Annotated in this window: 24 protein-coding genes and 1 pseudogene; 4 read left to right on the top strand and 21 right to left on the bottom strand. The window is 62.4% G+C overall.

Annotation, left to right across the window (positions count from 1 at the left end; translation table 11 throughout):
- Positions 1 to 44: 44 nt before the first annotated feature.
- From flhB to crcB, 10 genes and pseudogenes are all read right to left on the bottom strand, one after another.
- Positions 45 to 1,160 carry a flagellar biosynthesis protein FlhB gene (flhB, locus tag VGD45_RS12220; protein WP_331155585.1) on the bottom strand — a complete coding sequence of 372 codons (1,116 nt, stop codon included), beginning with the start codon at positions 1,158 to 1,160 and terminating at the stop codon, positions 45 to 47.
- A 12-nt stretch (positions 1,161 to 1,172) separates the two neighbouring features.
- Entirely contained in the window at positions 1,173 to 1,955 is a 783-nt protein-coding gene (fliR, locus tag VGD45_RS12215; protein ID WP_331155584.1) for a flagellar biosynthetic protein FliR, read from the bottom strand.
- A gap of 8 nt (positions 1,956 to 1,963) precedes the next feature.
- Positions 1,964 to 2,233 carry a flagellar biosynthesis protein FliQ gene (gene fliQ, locus VGD45_RS12210; protein WP_331155583.1) on the bottom strand — a complete coding sequence of 90 codons (270 nt, stop codon included), beginning with the start codon at positions 2,231 to 2,233 and terminating at the stop codon, positions 1,964 to 1,966.
- Positions 2,230 to 2,997, bottom strand: a complete 768-nt coding sequence (gene fliP, locus VGD45_RS12205; protein ID WP_331155582.1) for a flagellar type III secretion system pore protein FliP — start codon at positions 2,995 to 2,997, stop codon at positions 2,230 to 2,232. The genes fliQ and fliP overlap by 4 nt, the downstream gene beginning before the upstream one ends.
- Positions 2,997 to 3,506 carry a flagellar biosynthetic protein FliO gene (gene fliO / locus VGD45_RS12200; protein ID WP_331155581.1) on the bottom strand — a complete coding sequence of 170 codons (510 nt, stop codon included), beginning with the start codon at positions 3,504 to 3,506 and terminating at the stop codon, positions 2,997 to 2,999. Before fliO ends, fliP begins: the two co-directional genes overlap by 1 nt.
- A 30-nt stretch (positions 3,507 to 3,536) precedes the next feature.
- Positions 3,537 to 3,791, bottom strand: a pseudogene (fliN, locus tag VGD45_RS12195) (flagellar motor switch protein FliN); the annotation flags it as partial.
- A gap of 133 nt (positions 3,792 to 3,924) precedes the next feature.
- Positions 3,925 to 4,929 carry a flagellar motor switch protein FliM gene (fliM, locus tag VGD45_RS12190; protein WP_331155579.1) on the bottom strand — a complete coding sequence of 335 codons (1,005 nt, stop codon included), beginning with the start codon at positions 4,927 to 4,929 and terminating at the stop codon, positions 3,925 to 3,927.
- Between the two features lie 22 nt (positions 4,930 to 4,951).
- Positions 4,952 to 5,449 carry a flagellar basal body-associated FliL family protein gene (locus tag VGD45_RS12185; protein WP_331155578.1) on the bottom strand — a complete coding sequence of 166 codons (498 nt, stop codon included), beginning with the start codon at positions 5,447 to 5,449 and terminating at the stop codon, positions 4,952 to 4,954.
- Positions 5,450 to 5,685: 236 nt separating this feature from the next.
- A complete protein-coding gene (locus tag VGD45_RS12180) occupies positions 5,686 to 6,207 on the bottom strand; it encodes an N-acetyltransferase family protein (protein ID WP_331155577.1) in 522 nt (173 codons plus the stop codon).
- An 11-nt stretch (positions 6,208 to 6,218) separates the two neighbouring features.
- Positions 6,219 to 6,593 (bottom strand): fluoride efflux transporter CrcB, encoded by a 375-nt coding sequence (crcB, locus tag VGD45_RS12175; protein ID WP_331155707.1) that lies wholly within the window; start codon positions 6,591 to 6,593, stop codon positions 6,219 to 6,221.
- A gap of 363 nt (positions 6,594 to 6,956) precedes the next feature.
- On the opposite strand from crcB, the gene VGD45_RS12170 reads away from it, so the two are divergent.
- Complete coding sequence (locus tag VGD45_RS12170) at positions 6,957 to 7,823, top strand: hypothetical protein (RefSeq protein WP_331155576.1); 867 nt, start codon at positions 6,957 to 6,959, stop codon at positions 7,821 to 7,823.
- Between the two features lie 41 nt (positions 7,824 to 7,864).
- On the opposite strand, the gene VGD45_RS12165 is transcribed toward VGD45_RS12170, so the two are convergent.
- The 3 genes from VGD45_RS12165 to VGD45_RS12155 are packed head-to-tail and all read right to left on the bottom strand — an operon-like array spanning position 7,865 to position 10,420.
- Positions 7,865 to 8,488: a 2-hydroxychromene-2-carboxylate isomerase gene (locus VGD45_RS12165; RefSeq protein ID WP_331155575.1), complete on the bottom strand. Its 624-nt coding sequence runs from the start codon at positions 8,486 to 8,488 to the stop codon at positions 7,865 to 7,867.
- A gap of 40 nt (positions 8,489 to 8,528) precedes the next feature.
- Positions 8,529 to 8,975, bottom strand: coding sequence for a hypothetical protein (locus VGD45_RS12160; protein ID WP_331155574.1), 447 nt, complete (start codon positions 8,973 to 8,975; stop codon positions 8,529 to 8,531).
- The gene (locus VGD45_RS12155; protein ID WP_331155573.1) at positions 8,972 to 10,420 is read right to left on the bottom strand and encodes an FAD-binding oxidoreductase; all 1,449 of its coding nucleotides are present in this window, start codon (positions 10,418 to 10,420) and stop codon (positions 8,972 to 8,974) included. Before VGD45_RS12155 ends, VGD45_RS12160 begins: the two co-directional genes overlap by 4 nt.
- A 126-nt stretch (positions 10,421 to 10,546) precedes the next feature.
- On the opposite strand from VGD45_RS12155, the gene VGD45_RS12150 reads away from it, so the two are divergent.
- From VGD45_RS12150 to VGD45_RS12140, 3 genes are all read left to right on the top strand, one after another.
- On the top strand, positions 10,547 to 11,287 hold the full coding sequence (locus tag VGD45_RS12150; protein WP_331155572.1) for a helix-turn-helix transcriptional regulator: 741 nt from the start codon (positions 10,547 to 10,549) through the stop codon (positions 11,285 to 11,287).
- A 118-nt stretch (positions 11,288 to 11,405) separates the two neighbouring features.
- Complete coding sequence (locus VGD45_RS12145; RefSeq protein WP_331155571.1) at positions 11,406 to 12,251, top strand: alpha/beta hydrolase; 846 nt, start codon at positions 11,406 to 11,408, stop codon at positions 12,249 to 12,251.
- A 153-nt stretch (positions 12,252 to 12,404) separates the two neighbouring features.
- Positions 12,405 to 13,166, top strand: a complete 762-nt coding sequence (locus tag VGD45_RS12140; RefSeq protein ID WP_331155570.1) for a hypothetical protein — start codon at positions 12,405 to 12,407, stop codon at positions 13,164 to 13,166.
- A gap of 9 nt (positions 13,167 to 13,175) precedes the next feature.
- Here the strand turns inward: VGD45_RS12140 and aqpZ are convergent, their stop codons facing one another.
- The 8 genes from aqpZ to fliE all read right to left on the bottom strand — a co-directional run bounded on the left by aqpZ (position 13,176) and on the right by fliE (position 20,621).
- The gene (aqpZ, locus tag VGD45_RS12135; RefSeq protein ID WP_331155569.1) at positions 13,176 to 13,898 is read right to left on the bottom strand and encodes an aquaporin Z; all 723 of its coding nucleotides are present in this window, start codon (positions 13,896 to 13,898) and stop codon (positions 13,176 to 13,178) included.
- 114 nt (positions 13,899 to 14,012) lie between these two features.
- Positions 14,013 to 14,900: a flagellar hook-length control protein FliK gene (locus VGD45_RS12130; RefSeq protein WP_331155568.1), complete on the bottom strand. Its 888-nt coding sequence runs from the start codon at positions 14,898 to 14,900 to the stop codon at positions 14,013 to 14,015.
- A gap of 43 nt (positions 14,901 to 14,943) precedes the next feature.
- Positions 14,944 to 15,381, bottom strand: coding sequence for a flagellar export protein FliJ (gene fliJ, locus VGD45_RS12125; protein WP_331155567.1), 438 nt, complete (start codon positions 15,379 to 15,381; stop codon positions 14,944 to 14,946).
- Positions 15,382 to 15,386: 5 nt separating this feature from the next.
- A complete protein-coding gene (gene fliI / locus VGD45_RS12120; protein ID WP_331155566.1) occupies positions 15,387 to 16,742 on the bottom strand; it encodes a flagellar protein export ATPase FliI in 1,356 nt (451 codons plus the stop codon).
- A 5-nt stretch (positions 16,743 to 16,747) separates the two neighbouring features.
- On the bottom strand, positions 16,748 to 17,440 hold the full coding sequence (locus VGD45_RS12115; protein ID WP_331155565.1) for a flagellar assembly protein FliH: 693 nt from the start codon (positions 17,438 to 17,440) through the stop codon (positions 16,748 to 16,750).
- Complete coding sequence (gene fliG / locus VGD45_RS12110; RefSeq protein ID WP_331155564.1) at positions 17,437 to 18,453, bottom strand: flagellar motor switch protein FliG; 1,017 nt, start codon at positions 18,451 to 18,453, stop codon at positions 17,437 to 17,439. Before fliG ends, VGD45_RS12115 begins: the two co-directional genes overlap by 4 nt.
- A complete protein-coding gene (fliF, locus tag VGD45_RS12105; protein ID WP_331155563.1) occupies positions 18,446 to 20,188 on the bottom strand; it encodes a flagellar basal-body MS-ring/collar protein FliF in 1,743 nt (580 codons plus the stop codon). Before fliF ends, fliG begins: the two co-directional genes overlap by 8 nt.
- Before the next feature lie 79 nt (positions 20,189 to 20,267).
- Complete coding sequence (fliE, locus tag VGD45_RS12100) at positions 20,268 to 20,621, bottom strand: flagellar hook-basal body complex protein FliE (protein WP_331155562.1); 354 nt, start codon at positions 20,619 to 20,621, stop codon at positions 20,268 to 20,270.
- Positions 20,622 to 20,704 lie beyond the last annotated feature (83 nt).

Raw genomic sequence — 20,704 nt, 5'->3', positions numbered from 1 at the left:
TGGGAAATGGCCGTGAGCCGCGCGGCCGCGGGCCGTCAAACGCCTCACTCCTCGACCGTCACATCCGGCCGCGGCGGCGGCTGGAAGCCCGAACGCTTGGCGACCCGCAGCTGGAACACGTACGTCAGCACTTGAGCGACGGCCTGATACACTGTCGAGGGAATCTCCCCGCCGATGTCGACATTTCTATAAAGGACACGCGCCAGCGGCGGCGCCTCGAAGATCGGTACATTGTGTTCTGTCGCGATCTCGCGGATGCGGGCGGCCACCAGGTCGACGCCCTTGGCGACGACGATCGGCGCGCGCATGCGTTTTTCGTCGTAGCGCAGGGCCACCGCGAAGTGCGTCGGGTTGGTGACGATCACGTCGGCCTTCGGCACGTCCTGCATCATGCGCTGGCGTGCGAACTGCTGCTGCAACTGACGGATGCGGCCCTTCACTTCCGGCGAGCCTTCCGATTCCTTGTGCTCTTCGCGGATTTCCTGGCGGCTCATCTTCAACTGCTTGGCGTGAGTCCACAGCTGATACGGTACGTCGATGCCGGCGATGATCAGCAGACCGGCGGTGATGGCGATCAGTGCTTTGCCCGCCAGGCTGATGGTATGAGCGATGGCCTGATTGAGCGGCTCCTGGCCGAGATGGAGCAAGGTATTCGCATCGTTCCAGAGCACCAGCACGGCGACCAGGCCGACGATGCCGAACTTGGCGAGCGCCTTGACCAACTCCACGACCGCGCGCATGGAGAACATGCGCTTCACGCCTGCAAGCGGATTCAAACGATTGAACTGCGGCATCAGCGCTTCGGTGCTGAACGACCAGCCGCCGAGCGCGAGCGGCGCGAGCACGGCCGCGAGACAGATGATGCCGAGCACGGGTGCGCAGATCTTCAATCCGTCGAGTGCGGCGCTGGCCAGCGCCGGCGCCATTTGTGAGGGATCGAGCGCCTGCTCGCGGGTGAACGTGAAGCTTCGCTGCATGAGCAAGTACAGCTTGCCGGCGATCGTATCGCCCATCATGTACAAGGCCGCGGCGGCCGACATGGTCACCGCTGCCGCACTCAAGTCCCTCGATCTGGGTATTTGACCTTTGCGCCTCGCTTCCTCGAGGCGCTTGGGAGTTGCGCTTTCTGTTTTTTCTTGTGCGTCATCGCCTTCTGCCATGGCGTTTCACTCCTATGGCGCAATGACGAGCAGGGTCCGGATGAGTCCGAACGCCGCTTCGAGTGACTGACCGAACGCGCCCATCACGGCGGGCAGGGTCAGATACATGATGACCAGACCGGCGATCAACGTGATTGGGAATCCGACCGCGAACAAATTCAACGTGGGCGCGGCGCGGCTCATGACGCCGAACGCGAGATTGACGACCAGCAACGCCGCCATGCCCGGCAACGCGACAGTAAGCGCGCCAGCAAACAGCTGACTGCCCCACTCCACCAGCCGCCAGATCATGTCGCTGCTCAAACCTGTCAAGCCCACCGGCAAGGTCGTGAAGCCCTGCACGAAAATCTCGATCAGCACCAGATGGCCGTTGATGGCAAGAAACGTCAGCGTGACCAGAATCATGTAGAGCTGACCGAGCACCGGCGTACTCACACCGCGCAGCGGATCGACGTTGAAGGCGAAGCCCAGGCCCATGGTGTTAGCAAGCAGTTGGCCGCCCATGGCGAGCGCATCGAAGATCAGCTGCAACGCGAACGCCGTGGCGAAGCCGATGAGCAGCTGATGGATGGTGACGATCACGGCAGCGAAGGAGAAAACTTCCACGCCGGCCGGCGGCGGCACGAGCGGCGCGACGATCAGAGTGATCGCCCCCGCCAGAAACAGCCGCACCCGCGGCGGCACGAAGCTCGCGCCAAAAATCGGCGCCATCATGAAACAGGCGCCGATGCGCAGGAATGGCCACAGATACTGCGCCAGCCATGCCTCGAGCTGCCCTGTCGTTATATTGAGCATCGACTCGACTAGCCGATGAGCCCGGGTATGCTCTCGAACAGCTCACGCGTGTAGCCGACGATGACCTTGAGCATCCAGGGGCCGGCGATCACCAGCGTCGCAGCCATGCCGATCAGCTTGGGAATGAACGACAGGGTCATTTCGTTGATCTGCGTGGCCGCCTGAAACACACCCACCAGCAAGCCGATCACCAGCGCGGCAATCAGCAACGGCGCCGCGAGCAGCATGGTGACTTCCAGCGCGCGCTGGCCGATGGTCATGATGGTTTCGGGCGTCATGTGTAGAAGCTCGCCGCCAGCGTACCCATGATCAGCCCCCACCCGTCGACCAGCACGAACAGCATCAGTTTGAAGGGCAACGAGATCAGCACCGGCGACAACATCATCATACCCATGGACATGAGCACGCTGGCCACCACCAGGTCGATGATCACGAACGGGATGAAGATCAGGAAGCCGATCTGGAACGCGGACTTGAGCTCGCTGGTCGCAAACGCCGGCACCAATATGCGCAGCGGCACGTCCTCGGGCTTGTCGAAGCCCTCGCCGCCGGAGATGCGCACGAAGGTCGCGATGTCACTTTCGCGCGTCTGATCGAGCATGAAGCGCTTCAGCGGTTCCGCACCGGTCTTCATCGCGGTGGTCGCGTCCATCGTGCCGGCCATGTACGGCTGCACCGCCTCGGTGTTGATCCGATCGATCACCGGGCCCATCACGAACAAGGTGAGAAACAAGGACAATCCGATCAGCACCTGATTCGGCGGCGCCTGGCCCGCGCCCAACGCCTGACGCAGGATCGCGAGCACGATGACGATACGAGTGAACGACGTCATCATCAGCACGATGCCCGGCAGCAGCGTGACTGCCGTCATCAGCATGAGGATCTGCAGCGTCAGCGAATACTGCTGACCGCCGCCGGGGGCCGTGCTGACAGTCACGGCCGGAATGCCCTGAGCGAAAGAAACAAACGGCGCCAGCATCAGCAGGGCAGCAAGCGCATACCGCGCGAACCCACGGTCGCGCAGCTTGGAAAAAGCGCGCATCACAGGCCGAGGCTCCGCTTCAGAATCGATTTGAAATCCGTGGGGTACGGCGGCGTGGCGCCATCAGCGGCGGGTGCCACGGTGGTAGCGGGCGTTTGCGGGGTCACAGGCTCATCGAGTACGTGCAAGGTATTCACGCGACCCGGCGCCACGCCGAGCAATAACTGCTGCTTGCCGACTTGTACGAGCACCACGCGCTCTTTCGCACCGACGCCGATGTCAGTGATGACTTGCAAGGCGCTGTTGCCGAACCGGCCGAAGCCGCGCAAACGACGCGTCACCCAAGCGGCGGCGAACACGATGCCTAACACGAGCAGCAGCGACAACGTGACCTGGGTCAGGCTGCCAGCGCCGACTGCGGCCGGCGTTTGAGATGCTTCGGGCGCGGCGAATTTTTCCGCCGCGAACACCATCGGGGCCGCGAGACACAACGCTCCGATCGCAACTGTCACCGCCAACCCGCGAATCGCCACGCCACGAATGACGGACAACATCAAGGTGCGCGGCATGAGAACCTTCTGACTCACGTCGACTTCAACTCACTTCAACTTGCGGATGCGTTCGGACGGCGAGATCACGTCGGTGAGACGGATGCCGAACTTCTCGTTCACCACGACCACTTCGCCGTGCGCGACCAGCGTGCCGTTGACGAACACGTCCAGCGGCTCGCCGGCGGCGCGATCCAGTTCCACCACGGAACCCTGGTTCAGCTGCAACAGGTTGCGAATGGGGATGCGCGTGCGCCCCACTTCCATCGACAGCGTGACCGGCACGTCGAGGATGACGTCCAGATTCACATCCGACGCCGCGCCGCTCGGCATGCTGGGCTCGGACGGAGGCATGCGGTCGCGCTGCTCCTTTGCCAGCAGCTCCTCGAATTGCGCGGCCTGCGCCGCTTCCATCGCTTCTCTACTCATGCTCATGGCGTCAAACCTTCGAGTTCAATATGTCCAGCATCCGCGGACGAATACGGGAAATGCGTTCTTCGACCTGCACGGCCTGCTGGCCGTTGGACACGCCGAAGGTCCCTTTGAAGATCGGCACATCCTCGGCGAGGATGGTGGCGCGGCCGTTGAAATCGCAGGGCAGGATGTCGCCTGTCTTCATTTCCATCAGCTGACGCATCGTGACCTTCGACCGGCCTAGCAGCGTCGTCAGCTCCACGTCGGCGTCTTCGATCTCTTCCTTCAGCGCGCTCACCCAGCGCTCGTCGTGCTCGACGCGGTCGCTCGCCACGCCGGCGTCGAGCAACTCGCGCAGCGGCTCGATCATCGCGTACGGCATGGTGATGTGAACGTCGCCGCCGCCGCCATCGAGCTCCACGTGGAAGCTGGTGACCACGACGATTTCCGTCGGGCTGACGATGTTGGCAAAGTGCGGGTTGATTTCCGAGTTGAGATATTCGACGTCCAGGCGCTGCACGTGCGACCAGGCTTCCTTCAAATCGGCGAAGATATGTTTGAGCAGCATGTGAATGATCCGCTGCTCGGTGGCGGTGAATTCGCGGCCTTCGATCTTCGCGTAGCGGCCGCTGCCGCCGAAGAAGTTGTCCACCGTGGCGAACACCAGTTTCGGGTCGAGCACGATCAGGCCGGTGCCTCGCAGCGGCACGATCTTCACCAGATTCAAATTCGTCGGCACGTGCAACGAATGTACGTACTCGCTGAACTTGAGCATTTTCACCGGCGCGACCGCCACTTCGGGCGTCCGGCGCAGCAGGTTGAACAGGCTGATACGGAACAGGCGCGCGAAACGCTCGTTGATCATTTCGAGCGTGGGCATGCGCCCGCGCACGATGCGAACCTGATTCGCGAAATCGTAGTTGCGCGCCTCGCCCGGCGCGATGGGCGCTTCGGTCTTGACGGCGCCGCTGTCTACTCCGTGGAGTAGCGCATCGATTTCGTCTTGATTCAGAATGTCACTGCCGGACATGTCTCAATCTCTGTGGCCTGGGTTACTGCATCACGAAGCTGGTGAAGTACAACTGCTCGACGGCTTCGGGCTTGCCGCCCTCGGCGACGATCACGTCCGCGACCGCCTTGAGCGCCTCGGCGCGCAGCTGTTCCTTGCCTTCACGCGAGCTCAGGGTCTCGAACGTCTGGCCACCCAGCAGCATCAGCAGATCGTTGCGAAGCTTCGGATCGTGCTGCTTGAGCAGGTCGGCAGTGGCCGCATCGCGCGTCATCACTTCGATGCTCACCTGCAGGAAGCGCATCTGACCTTTGTTCTGGAAGTTCACGACGAACGGCGGATCGAACTTGCTGTAGATGGCCGGGGTCTTGACCGCCGGCGCGGCCTCGGGCGCGGCATGCTCTTCGCCGCCCTTTTTCGCCGTCATGAAATACACGCCGCCGCCCGCCGCACCGGCAGCGAGCAACGAGCACAAAACGATCACCAGCATTTTCGATTTAGCAGGCGCCGCGGGAGCGTCACCGGCAACAGCATCGACCATCGCGCATTCCTCGAGAACTTCGTCGCACCCGATTAAGAGCAAGCGACGTGCCACGCTCTGCGGCGAGCGCGCAAGTCATTCATTCGGAAGAGAAATACGCTGAAAACGCAGTGTGAACTGCGACACATCGCAAAAGCGCGACAGAATCTTGGCGCGGGCAAATGTGACGCGCTCCACAAGCGCTGCCCGGGGCGCGTCGGGCGGCGTCAAAGCCTGGACGCGCAGTTCTTTCAGAGTCAGCCGTCGATGGGCTTCGCCGGCGTCTGCAACGTCAGCTGATAGAACGCGAGATCCAGCCAGCCGCCGAACTTGAAGCCGGCCTCGCGAATCGTCCCTGCGTGCACGAAGCCGAGCTTCTCATGCATGGCGATGCTGATGGCGTTGGTCGCATCGATGCCGCCAACCATGACATGCAAATCCTGCGCACGAGCCGCCTCGATGAGGCGTTCCATGAGCGCCAGACCCAGGCCCTTACCGCGATGGTCCTTGTGGATGTAGACCGAGTGCTCGACGGTGTATTTGTAGGCCGGACGCTCCCGGAACACGCCGTAAGTCGCGAAGCCCATCAGCGCGCCCGCCTCGTCCTCGACGCCGATGACCGGATAGCTCTTGGCTTCCTTGGTCTTGAACCATGTCACCATGCTCTCCGAGCTGCGGGGCACGTATTCGTACACGGCCGTCGAGGTTCGAATCTGCTCGTTGAGGATGTCGAGGATGGCGCCGCCATGCGTCTCGAGAGTGCAGGTCACGAACTTCATCTCATCTCCCATCACGCCGCCGTCCGCGCGGTGATTTCATAGCCCAGCCATGCAACCAGCAAGCCAACCACCACGCTGATCGCGATGTTTGCGATGGCCACGCCCGCCTCGCCCCGCTTCAGCAGCAGCAGCGTCTCCAGGCCGAACGCCGAGAACGTGGTGAATCCGCCCAGCAGTCCGGTGAACAGGAAGACCCGCGCATCGGGCGTGAAGATGTCCTGCTTGACTGCCATCCCTGCCAGCAGCCCAGCGATGAAACATCCGACGAGATTGACGGTCAGCGTGCCGAGGGGGAACCGCCAGCTCGGCGTCTGATGCAGCACCCAGCCCGACAACTTGAAGCGCGCCATCGAGCCGAGCGCGCCGCCGAGAGCGACCAGAAGCACCGATTTCAAATTTCACCTCGCCGATTAAGCAGCAGTTGCTCATTGCAAAGCCCGTGCAACCTTTCCGGCGGCCCTCGACATCCAACTCGCCGACATGGTCACACGGAAGGGGATGCGATGACCCAGGCATTCAGGCCGGCCCGCGCCAGGACAATCGCCGGAGCAATTCTATGCGTTTGCGGATTGGTGGGCATTACCGACAGCCACGCCGAGATCCTGATAGTCACCACGCCTCCCGGTCAAAGGGCGCTTGAACGATCCAACAAGGCTGCGCTGCAGGGGGACGGCAAGCTAGCGGCTCAATCTCTGGCAGGCGTCCCACGCAATCATTTCGCGGGCGCGGACATCAGGCATCGGCGCTGCATGCTCAGGCGATTTGGGAACCAGGCCGTCGCGCCTGTGTGGCGCGATGCCGGCGATCCTTTCGTCAGCGACGTGCTGAGTCTCTATCAAAACTACTGGTGGCATGCCCTGATGTCGCCCCCGGAGCGCGACAGCCACGGACGGCAGCTGCAGCGTGATCTCAGCGAACTACTCGGAGAACAAACGACGATCGAGGATTGGGACGCGATCGAGTCTCGCGTGGCCGCCAAGCTGCGCGAGCGAGGCTACTACTCGCAGCTCGGAGTTACGCCGCCGCTGCGCGAGCTGATGATCTGGCGCAAGCAGGAGAGTTCGCTGCATCAAGTGGCGTTGCCCGAAGGCTCCCATCCTGTGCAACTCGAACTGCTGAACGACTTCGTGACGCGCGGCTGGAGCGCCTATGCTCGGTGCGACCGGAGCTCCAACGGCGGCTGGGCCACGCCAGATCGTTTGTACGCCGTCGGCCCGGCGTTCTCCGAAGGCATGGACAATGACGCCTTTCGCGCCAGCCTGCTGGGCCACGAGACGCAGCACTTCGCGGATCTCAAGCGCCATCCAAACTTGACGCCCTGGGAACTGGAGTATCGAGCCAAGCTCGCGGAGCTGTGGCTGTCACGAGACTCGTTGGCTCGCCTGCTCTGGAAATTTCATCGGGATCAAGGCGACGACGAGCAGGTTCCGCATCTATTCGCCAACAAGCGGGTGATGCATGCTCTGCATGCGCAGCTCTCGGCCGAGGGAGTGACTGCAGAATCCGATCTTCGCGACGTGAGCCCGGATATCTTGCGGGCTGCCGCTCGTGAAGTGCTGATCCAGGACACTCGCGCCAGAGAAGCGGCAGCGAGTCTCGCTGGCCCTTCTCGGTAGAAACATTGGCGAATCGACGCAAGGGCCGGGGCCCGCGCTGTTCAACGAGCGGCGCGCACTGCCCAGTCCAACGCTTCTTCGAGCCGATCGTTACCCCAGAACAATTCGCCGCCGACAAGGAAGGACGGTGCGCCGAACAGGCCGCGCTCCATCGCCTCCGCCGTCTGCGCCTTGAGTTTGTCTTTTGAGGCTGGCGTCTCTGCTGTCGCCAGGATTGCAGCGGCGTCCTGACCGAGCGAAGTCAAACATCGCGATATGACGGTTGGATCGGAAATCTCCGCGTCCTCGGCGAAGTTCACGCTGTAAATTCCACGAACGAAATCGGGAATCCATGGCTCATCCGCGTGACTGCAGACGACACGCGCGGCGAGCAATCCATTCCGCGGAAACTTCGTCGGCCTGCGCAACGGAATATCGAGACGGTCGCAAATCCGTTCCAGGTCCCGCCACATGTACTGGCCCTTCACCGGGTAAATGTTGAATGGCGAGTTGTTCCATCCCTGTTGCTGAAAGATCGGCGCGAGCAGAAACGATCGCCACGCGACCGCCACCCCGCGACTCGCGGCCAGCGCTTCGATGCGCATGGCTGCGGGATAGGAATATGTGCTGGCAAACTCGAACCAGAACTCCACCTTCATTGGCTTGCTCTCGAACGGTTCAGACATGGCGTCCGTAATAGTAACGCGGCAGGACGACAAGCGCTCGTTAATGCCGATCGGTCCTCGACAGCACCAGCAGAAACAGCGCGAGCACCCAGTGGAACGCCACCGGAATACCGCCGGCGGCGATGACGTCGTCTGCACCTCGGAAGAGCTGAATGGCCAGCCTCGACACCATCACCACGAAATAGACCAACGCAAAGCGTCGAACCCAAGTCCGCCAGCGTTCTGGCCTCGCAAACGCCAAGCCCTCGGTGCGCATCTCGCGAACGACAAGGACGGACATCAGCATCAACAGCGCAATCTGCGCCGGCAGCAACAACGGATACGGAAGCAAGCCGGAGTACCAGTCGTTCATCGGTGGCAGCCACGGCGGAGACAGCAGCAGAACTTCCACCTGCCCGATGACGCGCAGGAAGAACAAGCCGATACAAATCCATAGGATGGCGATTCGCTGCTGATGACCGCGCCGGCCCGTGTTGCCGACGTTCATCGCTGCCCCGCGAATTCGGCGCGGTAATGCCGATACCAATCGCTTTGAAACACCTCCTGGGGGTCCAGTTGTTTCTTGGCCGCGAGGAATGGTTCGAACATCGGATAGCACGCCCGCACCTGCTCGCGCGAGGCGTGACGATGGTACGTCAGGAAATAGCTGCCTCCGTGGTTGATTGCGATATCGATGAGTCGACGGAACGAGTCCGCCGAGTTTGCGAGTCCGCGCGCGTCATGATCCACGTGCAGATTGAAGATGACGCATGCAAAGCGCTCGCGAGCCCACGCGAGCATGGTTTCGGTATCCGGCTCGATGAGACGCACTGTGCCGTAGATGAAGTCGACGCGGTGCCGGAGAAAATCCCGGCGCACGTCTTCCATGAATGCGGCCAGCCGCTCGCGCGGTACGTACAGCTCAGTGATCATCTCCGAGCCAGGCACCGCCGGCTGCAAAGCCTCGTCGAGCCGGCCGTGATAATCATCGAGATAGACACTAAGCTGGTGAGTGTCGCTCCAGTAGATCTGACCCGACGACTGCAGATAGAAACTCGCGAACTCGTTGAACGCCTGCAGCTTGTTGCGATGGGCGAGATACAGCAGGCGACGCCAGTCCGAAGGCATCAGGCGAATCTGGTTTGGAGGAATCGGTGTCTGCGGATCGACGGGGCGATAGCACGAGAACACGCCGCGAACCAGAAAGCCACGATCTTCCGGCGCGGTCGAGAACTGAAAGTCGCCGTAGAGATAGCCGTCGCGGATGCGTTCGTTGAATCCGTCGACGATGTGCTCGATGCGTGCGAGTTGCACCACGCGCTCCACCTTCTGGCGCGGAACGAGGCGCAACTTGACTGACGTGACGACGCCGAACAACCCGTAGCCGCCTACGACTCGACGGAACAAATCGTAGTTGCAATGGCGGCTGCAATCGACCACCGACCCATCGGCCAGCACGACTTCCAGCGACTCGATGTCCTGAACGAACGGCGCATAAGTCAGACCGCGTCCGTGAATGTTGGCAGCGACCGCCCCACCGAGCGTCAATCGGTCTGCCCCGGTTTGTTTCTGACGAATGCCCCACGCGCTCGCGCCATCGCGCTGCTCAATCACGTAGTGACGCATCAGGTCCGGCCACGTAATCCCCGCCTGCGCGTGGATGATGCCGCGCTCGCGATCGAAGCCGAGCACCTTGTTCATCGAACGCATGTCGAGTAGCCACGCATCCTGCGCGAATTGTTGTCCGCCCATGGCGTGACACAAGCCCGCGATACTCATGCTTTCGCCGCGCTGCTGAACGCGCCGGACCGCGGAAGCCACGTCGGCGACACTGGTGGGAGCGATGCGCCCCAGCACACTCGTGCTGTTCAAGTGGGAGTGCTTGTCGTTACATACCTCGCGCGTCTGCCCGTCCTGGGGAACTGTCGTGCAAACCTTTGCCAACGCATTCATTCGCCTGCCTCCGCTGCCAAAGCTGCCGTGAGGGTGCGGACCACCTCCAAAAGGCGCAACCGGGCTTGCAGAAGTAGCGAAATCCAATACTCTGGGCCTCACCCGACTGAACTGAACGAGGCCCCAATGAGCGAATGCGCGCAGATCATTGCCGTCCTGAAGCGCAGCCTGAAGGCGCGCGGCACGACCTATCGCGATCTCGCGCAGGCCGTGGGCCTGAGCGAGGCGTCCGTCAAACGGATCTTTTCGGAAGAAACGTTTTCGCTGGCGCGGCTGGAGCAGATCTGCACGGCGCTGGGCCTGAGCATCGTCGAGGTCGCCAAGATGGCCGCTCAGCAAACCACGCCCGGCGGACAACAGCTGACCATCGAGCAGGAACAAACACTGGCGGACGACACTCGCCTGCTCGCCTGTTTCCACCTGCTCATCAACGGGCACGAGCCGGCGGACATCGCCAACGAGCTCGACCTCACTGAACGCGATCTGCGCCGCTTGCTGGTGAAGCTCGACGCCGTCAAATTGATCGAGCTGCAACCCAAGATGAAGGTCCGACTGCGCACCTCGAATGTCATCGTCTGGCGCAGCAACGGCCCGGTGCGCCGAGCCTACGAGCAGCAGGTCAAGCGCGAGTTCCTGCAGTCCGACTTCTCCGGTCGCAACGAGTCCATCAGCTTCGCGTCCGCCGAACTGTCCGAAGCGTCCACGAAGATCCTGGCGCGCAAGCTCGAAGTGCTGGCTCGCGACTTCGCCGAACTGGCTGCGCTGGACGCAGGATTGCTCGACAAAGAAAAACGCAGCACGGGGCTTCTATTGGCGCTGCGCCCTTGGGTGTTCTCTATGTACGACGGCGTGAGGAAAAAAGCCTGACGTCCATACTCTCGATCAATTCTTCAGGATTCTGCGTCACCCCAGCGCGGAGCGGCGGACGTACAGTGCTTCCCAGCCGAAGGGCACACCTTAATCAACGAACCTGGAGAGAATGCACATGACCGCTTCTACACGCACCGGCAGCTACATCACCGCTAAAGACGGCACACAGCTTTATTACAAGGACTGGGGCACCGGACAGCCGATCGTTTTCAGTCACGGCTGGCCGCTGAGCTCGGACAGCTGGGAGTCGCAGATGCTGTTCCTGGCCTCGCAGGGTTATCGCGTGGTCGCGCATGACCGTCGCGGTCACGGCCGATCCAGCCAGCCGTGGAATGGCAATGAGATGAACACGTACGCGGACGATCTCGCGACGGTGATCGAAACATTGGATCTGCAGAAGGCGGTGCTGGTCGGCTTCTCGACCGGTGGTGGCGAAGTGGCTCGTTACATCGGGCGTCATGGCACCAGGCGCGTCAGCAAGGCTGCATTGATCAGCGCCGTGCCGCCGTTGATGCTGAAGACACCGGCGAATCCTGGCGGTCTGCCCATCGAAGTGTTCGACGGCCTGCGTCAGCAGTCCATCGCGAATCGGTCGCAGCTGTATCTCGACCTCGCCTCGGGGCCGTTCTTCGGCTTCAACCGCGCGGGTGCGAAGGCGTCGCAGGGCCTGATCAACTCGTTCTGGGCGCAGGGCATGCAGGGCGGCCACAAGAACACGTCCGACTCGATCGCGGCGTTCTCGGCCACGGACTTCACCGAGGACTTGAAGCGCTTCGACGTGCCGACGTTGATCGTGCATGGCGACGACGATCAGATCGTCCCCATCGACGCCGCCGGCCGGGCCTCGGCGAAGCTGGTGAAGAACTCCAAGCTGATCGTCTATCCGGGCGCGCCGCACGGGCTGGCTGACACGCACAAGGATCAGCTCAACAACGACTTGCTGAAGTTCATCAAGGAATGAGCTGTCAACGGGGGCCGCGGGCGGTGTAGTCCGCGGCCCGACCGTAGAATCACCGATGCCCTGGCGAGGAAATCGTCAGGGCAGCGTCAGGTGACATCCGTATCATGCCTCTAAGCGCAATCACGCGCGCTTCTTATAACAACTGGCATGAACATGTCTGGCGCACGACTGCTGCAGATGGCTGCCACGATTGCCGGCTTGACAGTTACATCGAACATCGTTGCCGAGCCGAACCGCGCCGAAGAGCTCGAGCATCTGCGCATCGATACTGGATACATCATCGAGGCCGGCGAGCTCGAAGTGAACATCGTCCCCTCCTACTTCGACTACGACGGCGAGCGTCGCCAGGAAATCGAAGCAGAGCTGGAATACGCGATCTCGGACCGGCTCATGGTGGAGGTCGAAGTTCCCTATCGCAGGATGAGCTTCGACGGCGCGGGCGAGGACATCGATGGCGCCGGCAACGTCGAGCTGGGCGCCAAGTGGTTGCTGGCCGAGGGCGAGAATTTTTCCGGCAGCTTCGGCGTCGGTGTCGCGTTGCCGTCCAGCGACGACCGGCCGGGAATCTCAGACGATCTGTGGGGCGTCGATCTCTCCGTGCCGTTCACCCTTCGGTTCCCCGATCGTTCCATGAGCCTGCATGTGGAAGCCGGCATGGAATGGAAGGAGCAGGAAGGTTTCGAAGAGCAACTGCTCAACGTGGCCATCGAGCGTCGCCCGGACGGACGAAACATCACCTTGCAACTGGGCAGTAATATCGTCCACGAAGAGAGCGATTGGGAGGCGTACCTCATCCCCGCTTTCGAGATTGCCGCGACCGCCATTCCGTTTCAGTTCGGCATGGGCGTGGCCGCCGGCCTCACGTCCGAGTCGGCGGACTGGGGCCTGCTGGCCGATTTCGAAGTCGAGTTCTAACGGTATGGGTTACGCAGGCCGCCCGGTGATCGGCGGCTTGTCGGCGTCACCTTCGAATACGGAGCGGTACACGAAGCCCGCGAGCGCCGCGCCGACGATGGGCATCACCCAGAACATCCAAAGCTGGCTCAGCGCCCAGTCACCGACCAGCAGCGCCGGTCCGGTGCTGCGCGCCGGATTCACCGAAGTATTGGTGACCGGAATGCTGATGAGATGAATCAGCGTCAGCGCCAGGCCGATGGCGATGCCGGCGAAACCAATGGGCGCTCGATGGTGGGTCGCGCCGAGAATGACGATCAGGAACATGAAGGTCATGACGACTTCGGTCACGGCGCCGGAAAGCAACGAGTACTGTCCTGGCGAATGCTCGCCGAAGCCATTGGCAGCGAAGCCATGCGCGACGCTGAATCCCGGAGCGCCGCTGGCGATCACATAGAGGATCGCCGCCCCAGCCACGCCGCCCACGACTTGCGCAACGATGTAGGGCAGAACCTGCGCAGCGGGGAATCGGCCGCCCGCCCACAATCCAACGGTCACGGCGGGATTGAAATGGCCGCCCGACACCGGGCCAAGCGAGTAAGCCGCCGTCAGCACCGTGAGGCCGAACGCAAACGACACGCCGAGCAATCCAATACCCACCTCTGGAAATGCGGCGGCCAGCACCGCGCTACCGCATCCACCCAACACCAGCCAAAGCGTACCGATCAACTCCGCAGAGAGCTTCGCGACCATGAGACCATCCTGATGATTGGTTGCCAGCCGTGGAAACATCGCGAATGTAGTGAAATCTTCTGCGGAGCGCCACCGTTAAATAACGCTATGCCGTCGATGGCAGGTACTGGCTCGTCAGGCGTATGCGTCGAGCAGTCCGAGACGAACCTGAGCCGCGGAGACGACTGTGGAACCGTCGTCGGCAGCGAAACTGCCGGACGATGACGAACCAGATTGCGCCGTCTGATTCGGCTGCTGACGCGGCGGCTCGCGAGAAACGTTAGCATCCGACAGCGACAATCCCTGCGACGCGAACATTTCACGCAGTCGAGGCAGCGCGTTTTCGATGGCGTTGCGAGTATCCACATGCGCAGCGCCGAACTGCACTGAGGCTTGATCGCCATTCATCGTGATGCGTACTTCGAGGGGGCCCAAGTGCTCGGGCGACAAGCGCAGCGAGGCAGTGTGCTTGCCCTGCTCCACCATCATGGTCATGCGCGAGCCAATCTCATCTGCCCACTGCGCATTGCCGACAGGGACCTGCACAGGTCGAGAATGCGCGGATTCAGCCTGGCGCAGGGGCGACGCGCTTTCGCCAGTCTTTGGCAGCTCGGGAATTTCAAACTTGCCCTCGCCCGTCAATTGCTCGGGCTGAATCAAATCCGTCAGCAACTGCGCTTCCGGAGCGACAGCATCGCCCTGCGCCTTCGAGATGCCGCCCGCGATGCCGAGCAGCGCAGCCTGCACGCCTGCTGCGTCAGCCTTCACTTCCGTCGGCATCACCGGCAACGACAGCGGCATCATGCCGAGCATGTCGGTGGACTCGGGATCGGTATCCAGTTCATCCGAGTCCTTCACGACTGGCGCGCCGGCTTGCATCGCAGTCGATGCAGGCGTGGGCGCAGTCGCGCCGGCAAGCTGCCCCAGCATCGACATGAAATCCACAGCGACGCTGGCAGGCGCGTTCGACGAAGACGCCGCTGGAGCAGCGCTCCCGGACGTCGAAGTGCTGGCTACGGGCATGGAGCTACCTGCGGAAGGAACACTGGGCATCATGATCAATGGGTCAAGGTCTGTTGGTCTTGCGCTGGGCGCGCTCATCGCTCTCGCGCTGTTCGCGACGGTCGCTCACATGGCGCTCTTCGGCATGCCAGCGCTCGACCACGTGGCCCAGCGCCTTGGAACGTCTCAAAGCGTCCTGCCATTTCAATCGCTCTGCCTGGTGCTCGGCGCGGGCTCGATTCACGAGCGCCTGCTGTTGCTTGATCGCTTCGGCGAGTTTGGCGAGGAACGCCTGGTAATCGCGCAGCTCCGTCGCACCGATGCCGCGACCCGCCCGTTGTGAGAGCCCTTGTTCGTACTCGGCCTTGTAACGTTCCAGCTCGGCCAGCTTGGCCTCGCCATCCAGCACACGCTTTTCGAACGCAACCACGCTCAGCGCAAGACGCTTCTGCGCCTCGTCGACGATGTGCTGAACCGGTTCGAGTCGTTTCGCGCGCGTCATCTAGTTCAACCGCCCACCAGCGCCTGCAGGCTGGCGAGACTGGTGCGATAGTCCACGGACTCGTGCACGTTCTGCTGCAGGAACTTCTGCATGCTCGGCCACGCGGCAATCGCTGCATCGATGCGAGGATCGCTGCCCTTGTTGTACGCGCCGATGGCGATCAGGTCGCGGTTCTGCTGGAACGTGGACAACGCTTGTTTGAACTGGCGAGCCATCGCCGAATGCTCGTGCGGCACGATCTCGTGCATCACGCGGCTGATGGATGCTTCGACGTCGATGGCCGGATAATGGCCGGCTTCAGCGTAACGACGCGTCAGCACGATGTGACCGTCGAGAATGGCCCGCGCCGAGTCGGCGATCGGATCCTGCTGATCGTCGCCTTCGCTGAGCACGGTGTAGAACGCGGTGATCGAGCCCGAGCCGCTGTCGCCGTTACCCGCGCGCTCAACGAGCTGCGGCAGTTTGGCGAACACCGAAGGCGGATAACCTTTGGTCGCCGGCGCTTCGCCGATGGCGAGGCCGATCTCACGTTGCGCCTGAGCGAAGCGGGTCAACGAATCCATGATCAGCAGTACGTTCTTGCCCTGATCGCGGAAGTACTCGGCAATCGCAGTCGCGCGCCACGCGCCGTGCAAACGCATCAGCGGCGGATTGTCAGCCGGTGTGGCAACGACAATGGAGCGCGCCAGACCCTGCGGCCCCAGAATGCGCTCGACGAACTCTTTCACTTCGCGACCGCGCTCGCCGATCAGCCCGACGACGATCACGTCGGCAGTTGTGTAGCGAGCCATCATGCCGAGCAGCACGCTCTTACCCACGCCGCTGCCGGCAAACAAACCGATACGTTGACCGCGACCGACGGTGAGCAACGCGTTGATCGCACGCACGCCGACATCCAGCGGCTCTTCGATGGGCTTTCTCATCAGCGGATTGATGGGCGCGCCCACCAGACGAATGCGATCGTCACAATTCAGCGGACCGAGCCCATCGAGCGGATTGCCCGCGCCGTCGATAATGCGACCCATCAGTTGCGGCCCGACAACCGCAGTGCCCGCACCGGTGCGAGGTACAACACGCGCGTTGGGCTTGAGACCGTGAATATCGCCCGTGGGCATCAGATACAAACGGTCGCCGGAGAATCCGACCACCTCGGCTTCCACGCTATGCCCGCCCGTGCCGAGCACATCGCAACGATCGCCAATGGCCGCCTGGCAACCCGCCGCTTCCAGCGTGAGGCCGACCATGCGAGTGAGCACGCCTTCGACTGGCGGAGGTTCGAGACGATCGACGATGCGAGATGCGCGCTGGAGCTGCTTGGCCCAGTTCGCGCCGCGCTTGAGTTGCAGGACGGGACTGTTCATGCCGTTCAAGCGTTCGGCCCGTTAGCAAACAAGTCGGCCGACGTGCCTTCTTCGCTCGCCGAGTCTTCGCCGCGAATCGAAGTCACGCGCTCGTCTCCCAGTAACGCACTAACGACGCTGCCGATGCGCGTGTCCAGACGTGCGTCGATTTGCGCCGTCTCGGTAGTCACGCGACAGCCGCCACGGCCCATCACTGGATCTTCTGCAATGGTCCACACACGTTCGCCAGCAGGTGTCGCCAGCTTTTCGCGAACGACCGCGGCGTCTTCCGGATGCAAATGAACTCGCACGTCACGCGCGGACGCAGGTAGCAGCGCCACCGTCTCGCGAATGATCGCGATGACCTGCGACGGATCGATACGCAACTCGCGACGAACCAGATGACGGCCGATGGTCAACGCGAGCTGCAGCAGCTGATCTTCGACTTCCGGGTCGAGCTCCTGCAGCGGACGCGCCAATGAATTGATGATGGCGTCGAGACGCTCCACGCGCGCCTGCAGCTGCTGGAGCTGCGGACGCATTTCGCGCTCGATGGCGGCCAACCCTTGGGCCCGGCCTTCGGCCTGACCTTTGGCGAACGCTTCGTTGTACGTGCGCTGCTCGAGATCTTCCAGCTCCTGCACGGTCTTGCCGGCGCGGCGTCCCTGCACGGCAAGGCCGCTGATGCTCGGCAATTCGTAGCGTGCGTGCGTCGTCATACGAACTCTTCACCCTTGCCGCCGAGCTGGATGGTGCCAGCTTCTGCCATTTTACGAACCTGCAACAGGATTTCTTTTTGCGCGGCTTCCACTTCGGACAAGCGCACCGGACCGCGCGATTCGAGATCGTCCTTGAGCATTTCGGCCGCACGCTGCGACATGTTCTTGAAGATCTTCTGCTTGAGATCGTCTTCCGCGCCCTTCATCGCCAGCAGCAGCTTCTCGCCCGGCACCGCGCGCAGCACTTCCTGCATGCCGCGATCGTCGATCTCGACCAGGTCGCCGAACACGAACATGAGGTCCTGGATCTTGCCGCCGAGCGCGTCGTCCACCTTGCGGATGTTCTCGATCAGCACGCTCTCCTGGCTCGAGTCCAGGAAGTTCATGATCTGCGCGGCCGTTTTCACGCCGCCGATGATGGAAGTCTTGAGCGCGCCGGTCTTGCCGGCGAATTGTTTCTCGATCACCTCGTCCAGCTCATGCAGCGCGGTCGGCTGAATGCCGTCCAGCGTCGCGATGCGCATGATGACGTCGGCCCGCAGCCACTCCGGAAACTGCTGCAGGATCTCCGCCGACTGATCGGCGTCGAGATACGCGAGCACGATGGAAATGATCTGCGGATGTTCCTGGCGAATCAGCTCGGCGACCGCGCGCGAGTCCATCCACTTCAACGCTTCCAGGCCCTTGCTGGAACGGCCAAACAGAATGCGATCGATGACGCCGCCGGCTTTGTCCTCGCCGAGGGCGCCGATCAGCACTTTGCGCAGATAATCGTCGACGCCGATGCCCAGTGCGGTCTTTTCCTCGAGCTCGCTGGTGAATTCCCCGAGCACATCCTGCACTTCCTGGCGCGAGATGTTCTGGAGCTGCGTCATGGCGGCGCCAATCCGCTGCACATCCTTGGCGCCCATGTGCTTCATCACTTCGGTCGCTTCGGCCTCGCCGAGCGACAACAGCAGAATGGCCGCACGCTCGGTGCCATTCCGTTTAGGTTCTGACTTTTCCTTACTCATCGTCGCCGACCCACGTCTTCACCAGCTGCGCCACCCGCGCAGGATCTTGCGTCACCAGAGCGCGGGCTGCTGCGATCTGGCCGTCATAATCGAGCGGTGCAGGCGCCGAGCCATCGGCAGCCAACGCCAGGGCGGCGGCGGGAGCGCCGGGCACTGCCGTTGCCTGGACGACCTGCACCGGCTGCGATGGCTTCTCGGGCTTCGCCGGAACGCCGATCAGGCCGCGAATCAGCGGACGCAACACCGCGAGCACCAGCACCAGCAGCGCGATCAAGCCCACCAGCAGCTTCGCGATGTCACGCATAAGCGGCTGCTCCCACAGCGGAATCTTGTCCGCGACGATGTCTTCTGGCTTGGTCTGGCCGCGGAAGGAGGCATTCACCACACTCACACTGTCGCCTCGGGCTTCGCTGAAACCGATCGCGTCCTTTACCAAGCGGGTCATGTTCTCGACCTGCTCGGGCGTCAGCGATGTTTCTGTCACGGTGCCGTCTTCCGCGGTAGTGCGCAGGTTGTCCACCAGCACCGCCACCGTGAGGCGTTTGAGTCGACCGGCCGGCAACTTGGTGTACGCCACCGTGCGATCGATCTCGTAGTTACGAGTCGACTGCTTCGATGTGTTGTCCGGCGGCGCGACGACCGGTGCGCCATTCGGAGTGACGGCGTTCGCGGCTTGAGCTTGCTGAGGCTGAGGCTGAGCCTGCGCCGGCGCCCCCGGAGGCAACGCAACGCCGGGCTGCGGCGGCTGATTGGTCAACGCGCCAGGCACACCGAGCGGACCGGCGCCATTGCGGCTGGTTTCTTCCGATGTCTGTTCGCTGCGAACGATGCCGCTTTCAGGACGATACTGTTCGCGCGCTTCTTCAGTGGTGGACATCTCGACATCCGCCACGACCTGCGCACGCACGCGATCGCTACCGACCAGCGGCGCGAGCAACTGTTGAACACGCTGCGTGTAACGATCTTCGAGCTCGCGCGCGATCTCCATCTGCTTCTCGCGCTCGGCCATCTCGCTGTTGCCGTCCGGCGAGGACAACAGGCGACCCTGTTGATCGACGACCGTGACCTGCTGCGACTCCAACTCGGGAATGCTCGACGCCACGAGGTTCACGATGGCCGTGACCTGCTCCGATTCGAGACGACGACCCGGCTTCATCTGCAGGAACACCGACGCGCTCGGCTTGCGACGATCGCGCACGAACGCGGACTGCCGAGGCAGCGCGAGATGCACGCGAGCACCTTCGACGGCCTGCAAGTTTGTAATCGTACGAGCCAGTTCCGTTTCCAACGCGTGCTGATAACGCGCGCCTTCCATGAACTGACTGACGCCGAAGCCGGGATCCTTGGACATGACGGCGAAGCCGCCGTCACCTTCTGGCAAGCCCTGGCCGGCGAGTTTCAAGCGAGCATCGTGCACACGATCGGCGGGCACGGTGATGGCGCCGCTGCCTTCGAGCTTGTAAGGAATGCCGTTGGTGTCCAGCGCCTGCGCGATCTGCGCGGCGTCCTGCTGGCCGAGGTTGCCGTACAACAGGCTGTAGGTCGGCTCCTTGGACCACAGCACGACGCCCACACCGGCAGCCACCGCGGCGGCGATGCCGATCAACGTCGCGAGCGGCTTCAAGCCGGGCGGAATGAGCGTCGGGCGCGGCGACTGCGACTGCGCCGGCAGTTGCGAGCCAGGCGCCTGCTGCCCATTCGAAGGCAACGGCAATGCTGTCGCTTCAGCGCTCATGCTTCACCCGAACCAACCGATCGCAATCCATAACGGTGTCACCAACTTCAGTCATCAATGTGTTCATCGACGATCCGGACTAAATCGGCATGTTCATGATTTCCTGGTACGCGTTCACGAAGCGATTGCGCACCTCGGCGACCGCGCGGAAGGAAACACTGGCCTTCTGCATTTCCAACATCACTTGCGGCAACTCGACGCCGGGCACGCCCTGCTCGAACTTGGTCGCAAGATCCCCGGCGCGCGCCTGCGCCTGGTTGACCGAATCCAATCCCTGCTTCAACACGTTGGCGAAGGAGCTGGTCGGCGCTTGTACCGCGCTCTCCACGCCCGCGATCTTGGCGACGTCGTTCTGCGGAGCGCCGACACCTTTGATCTGCGACTGCATGGCGCGGATCTGCGAGAGCACGGCGTCGATCTGTAATGAAGACATGTGTGCTTACCTCAAGCCGCCGGAACGACGAAGCCTGCCTCACGCAGGCGCTGCAACTTGTAACGCAACGTGCGAGGACTGAT

Source organism: Steroidobacter sp. (assembly GCF_036402275.1).
In the GTDB taxonomy this organism is placed as follows: domain Bacteria; phylum Pseudomonadota; class Gammaproteobacteria; order Steroidobacterales; family Steroidobacteraceae; genus Steroidobacter.
This window is presented reverse-complemented; position numbering and strand designations above follow the sequence as displayed.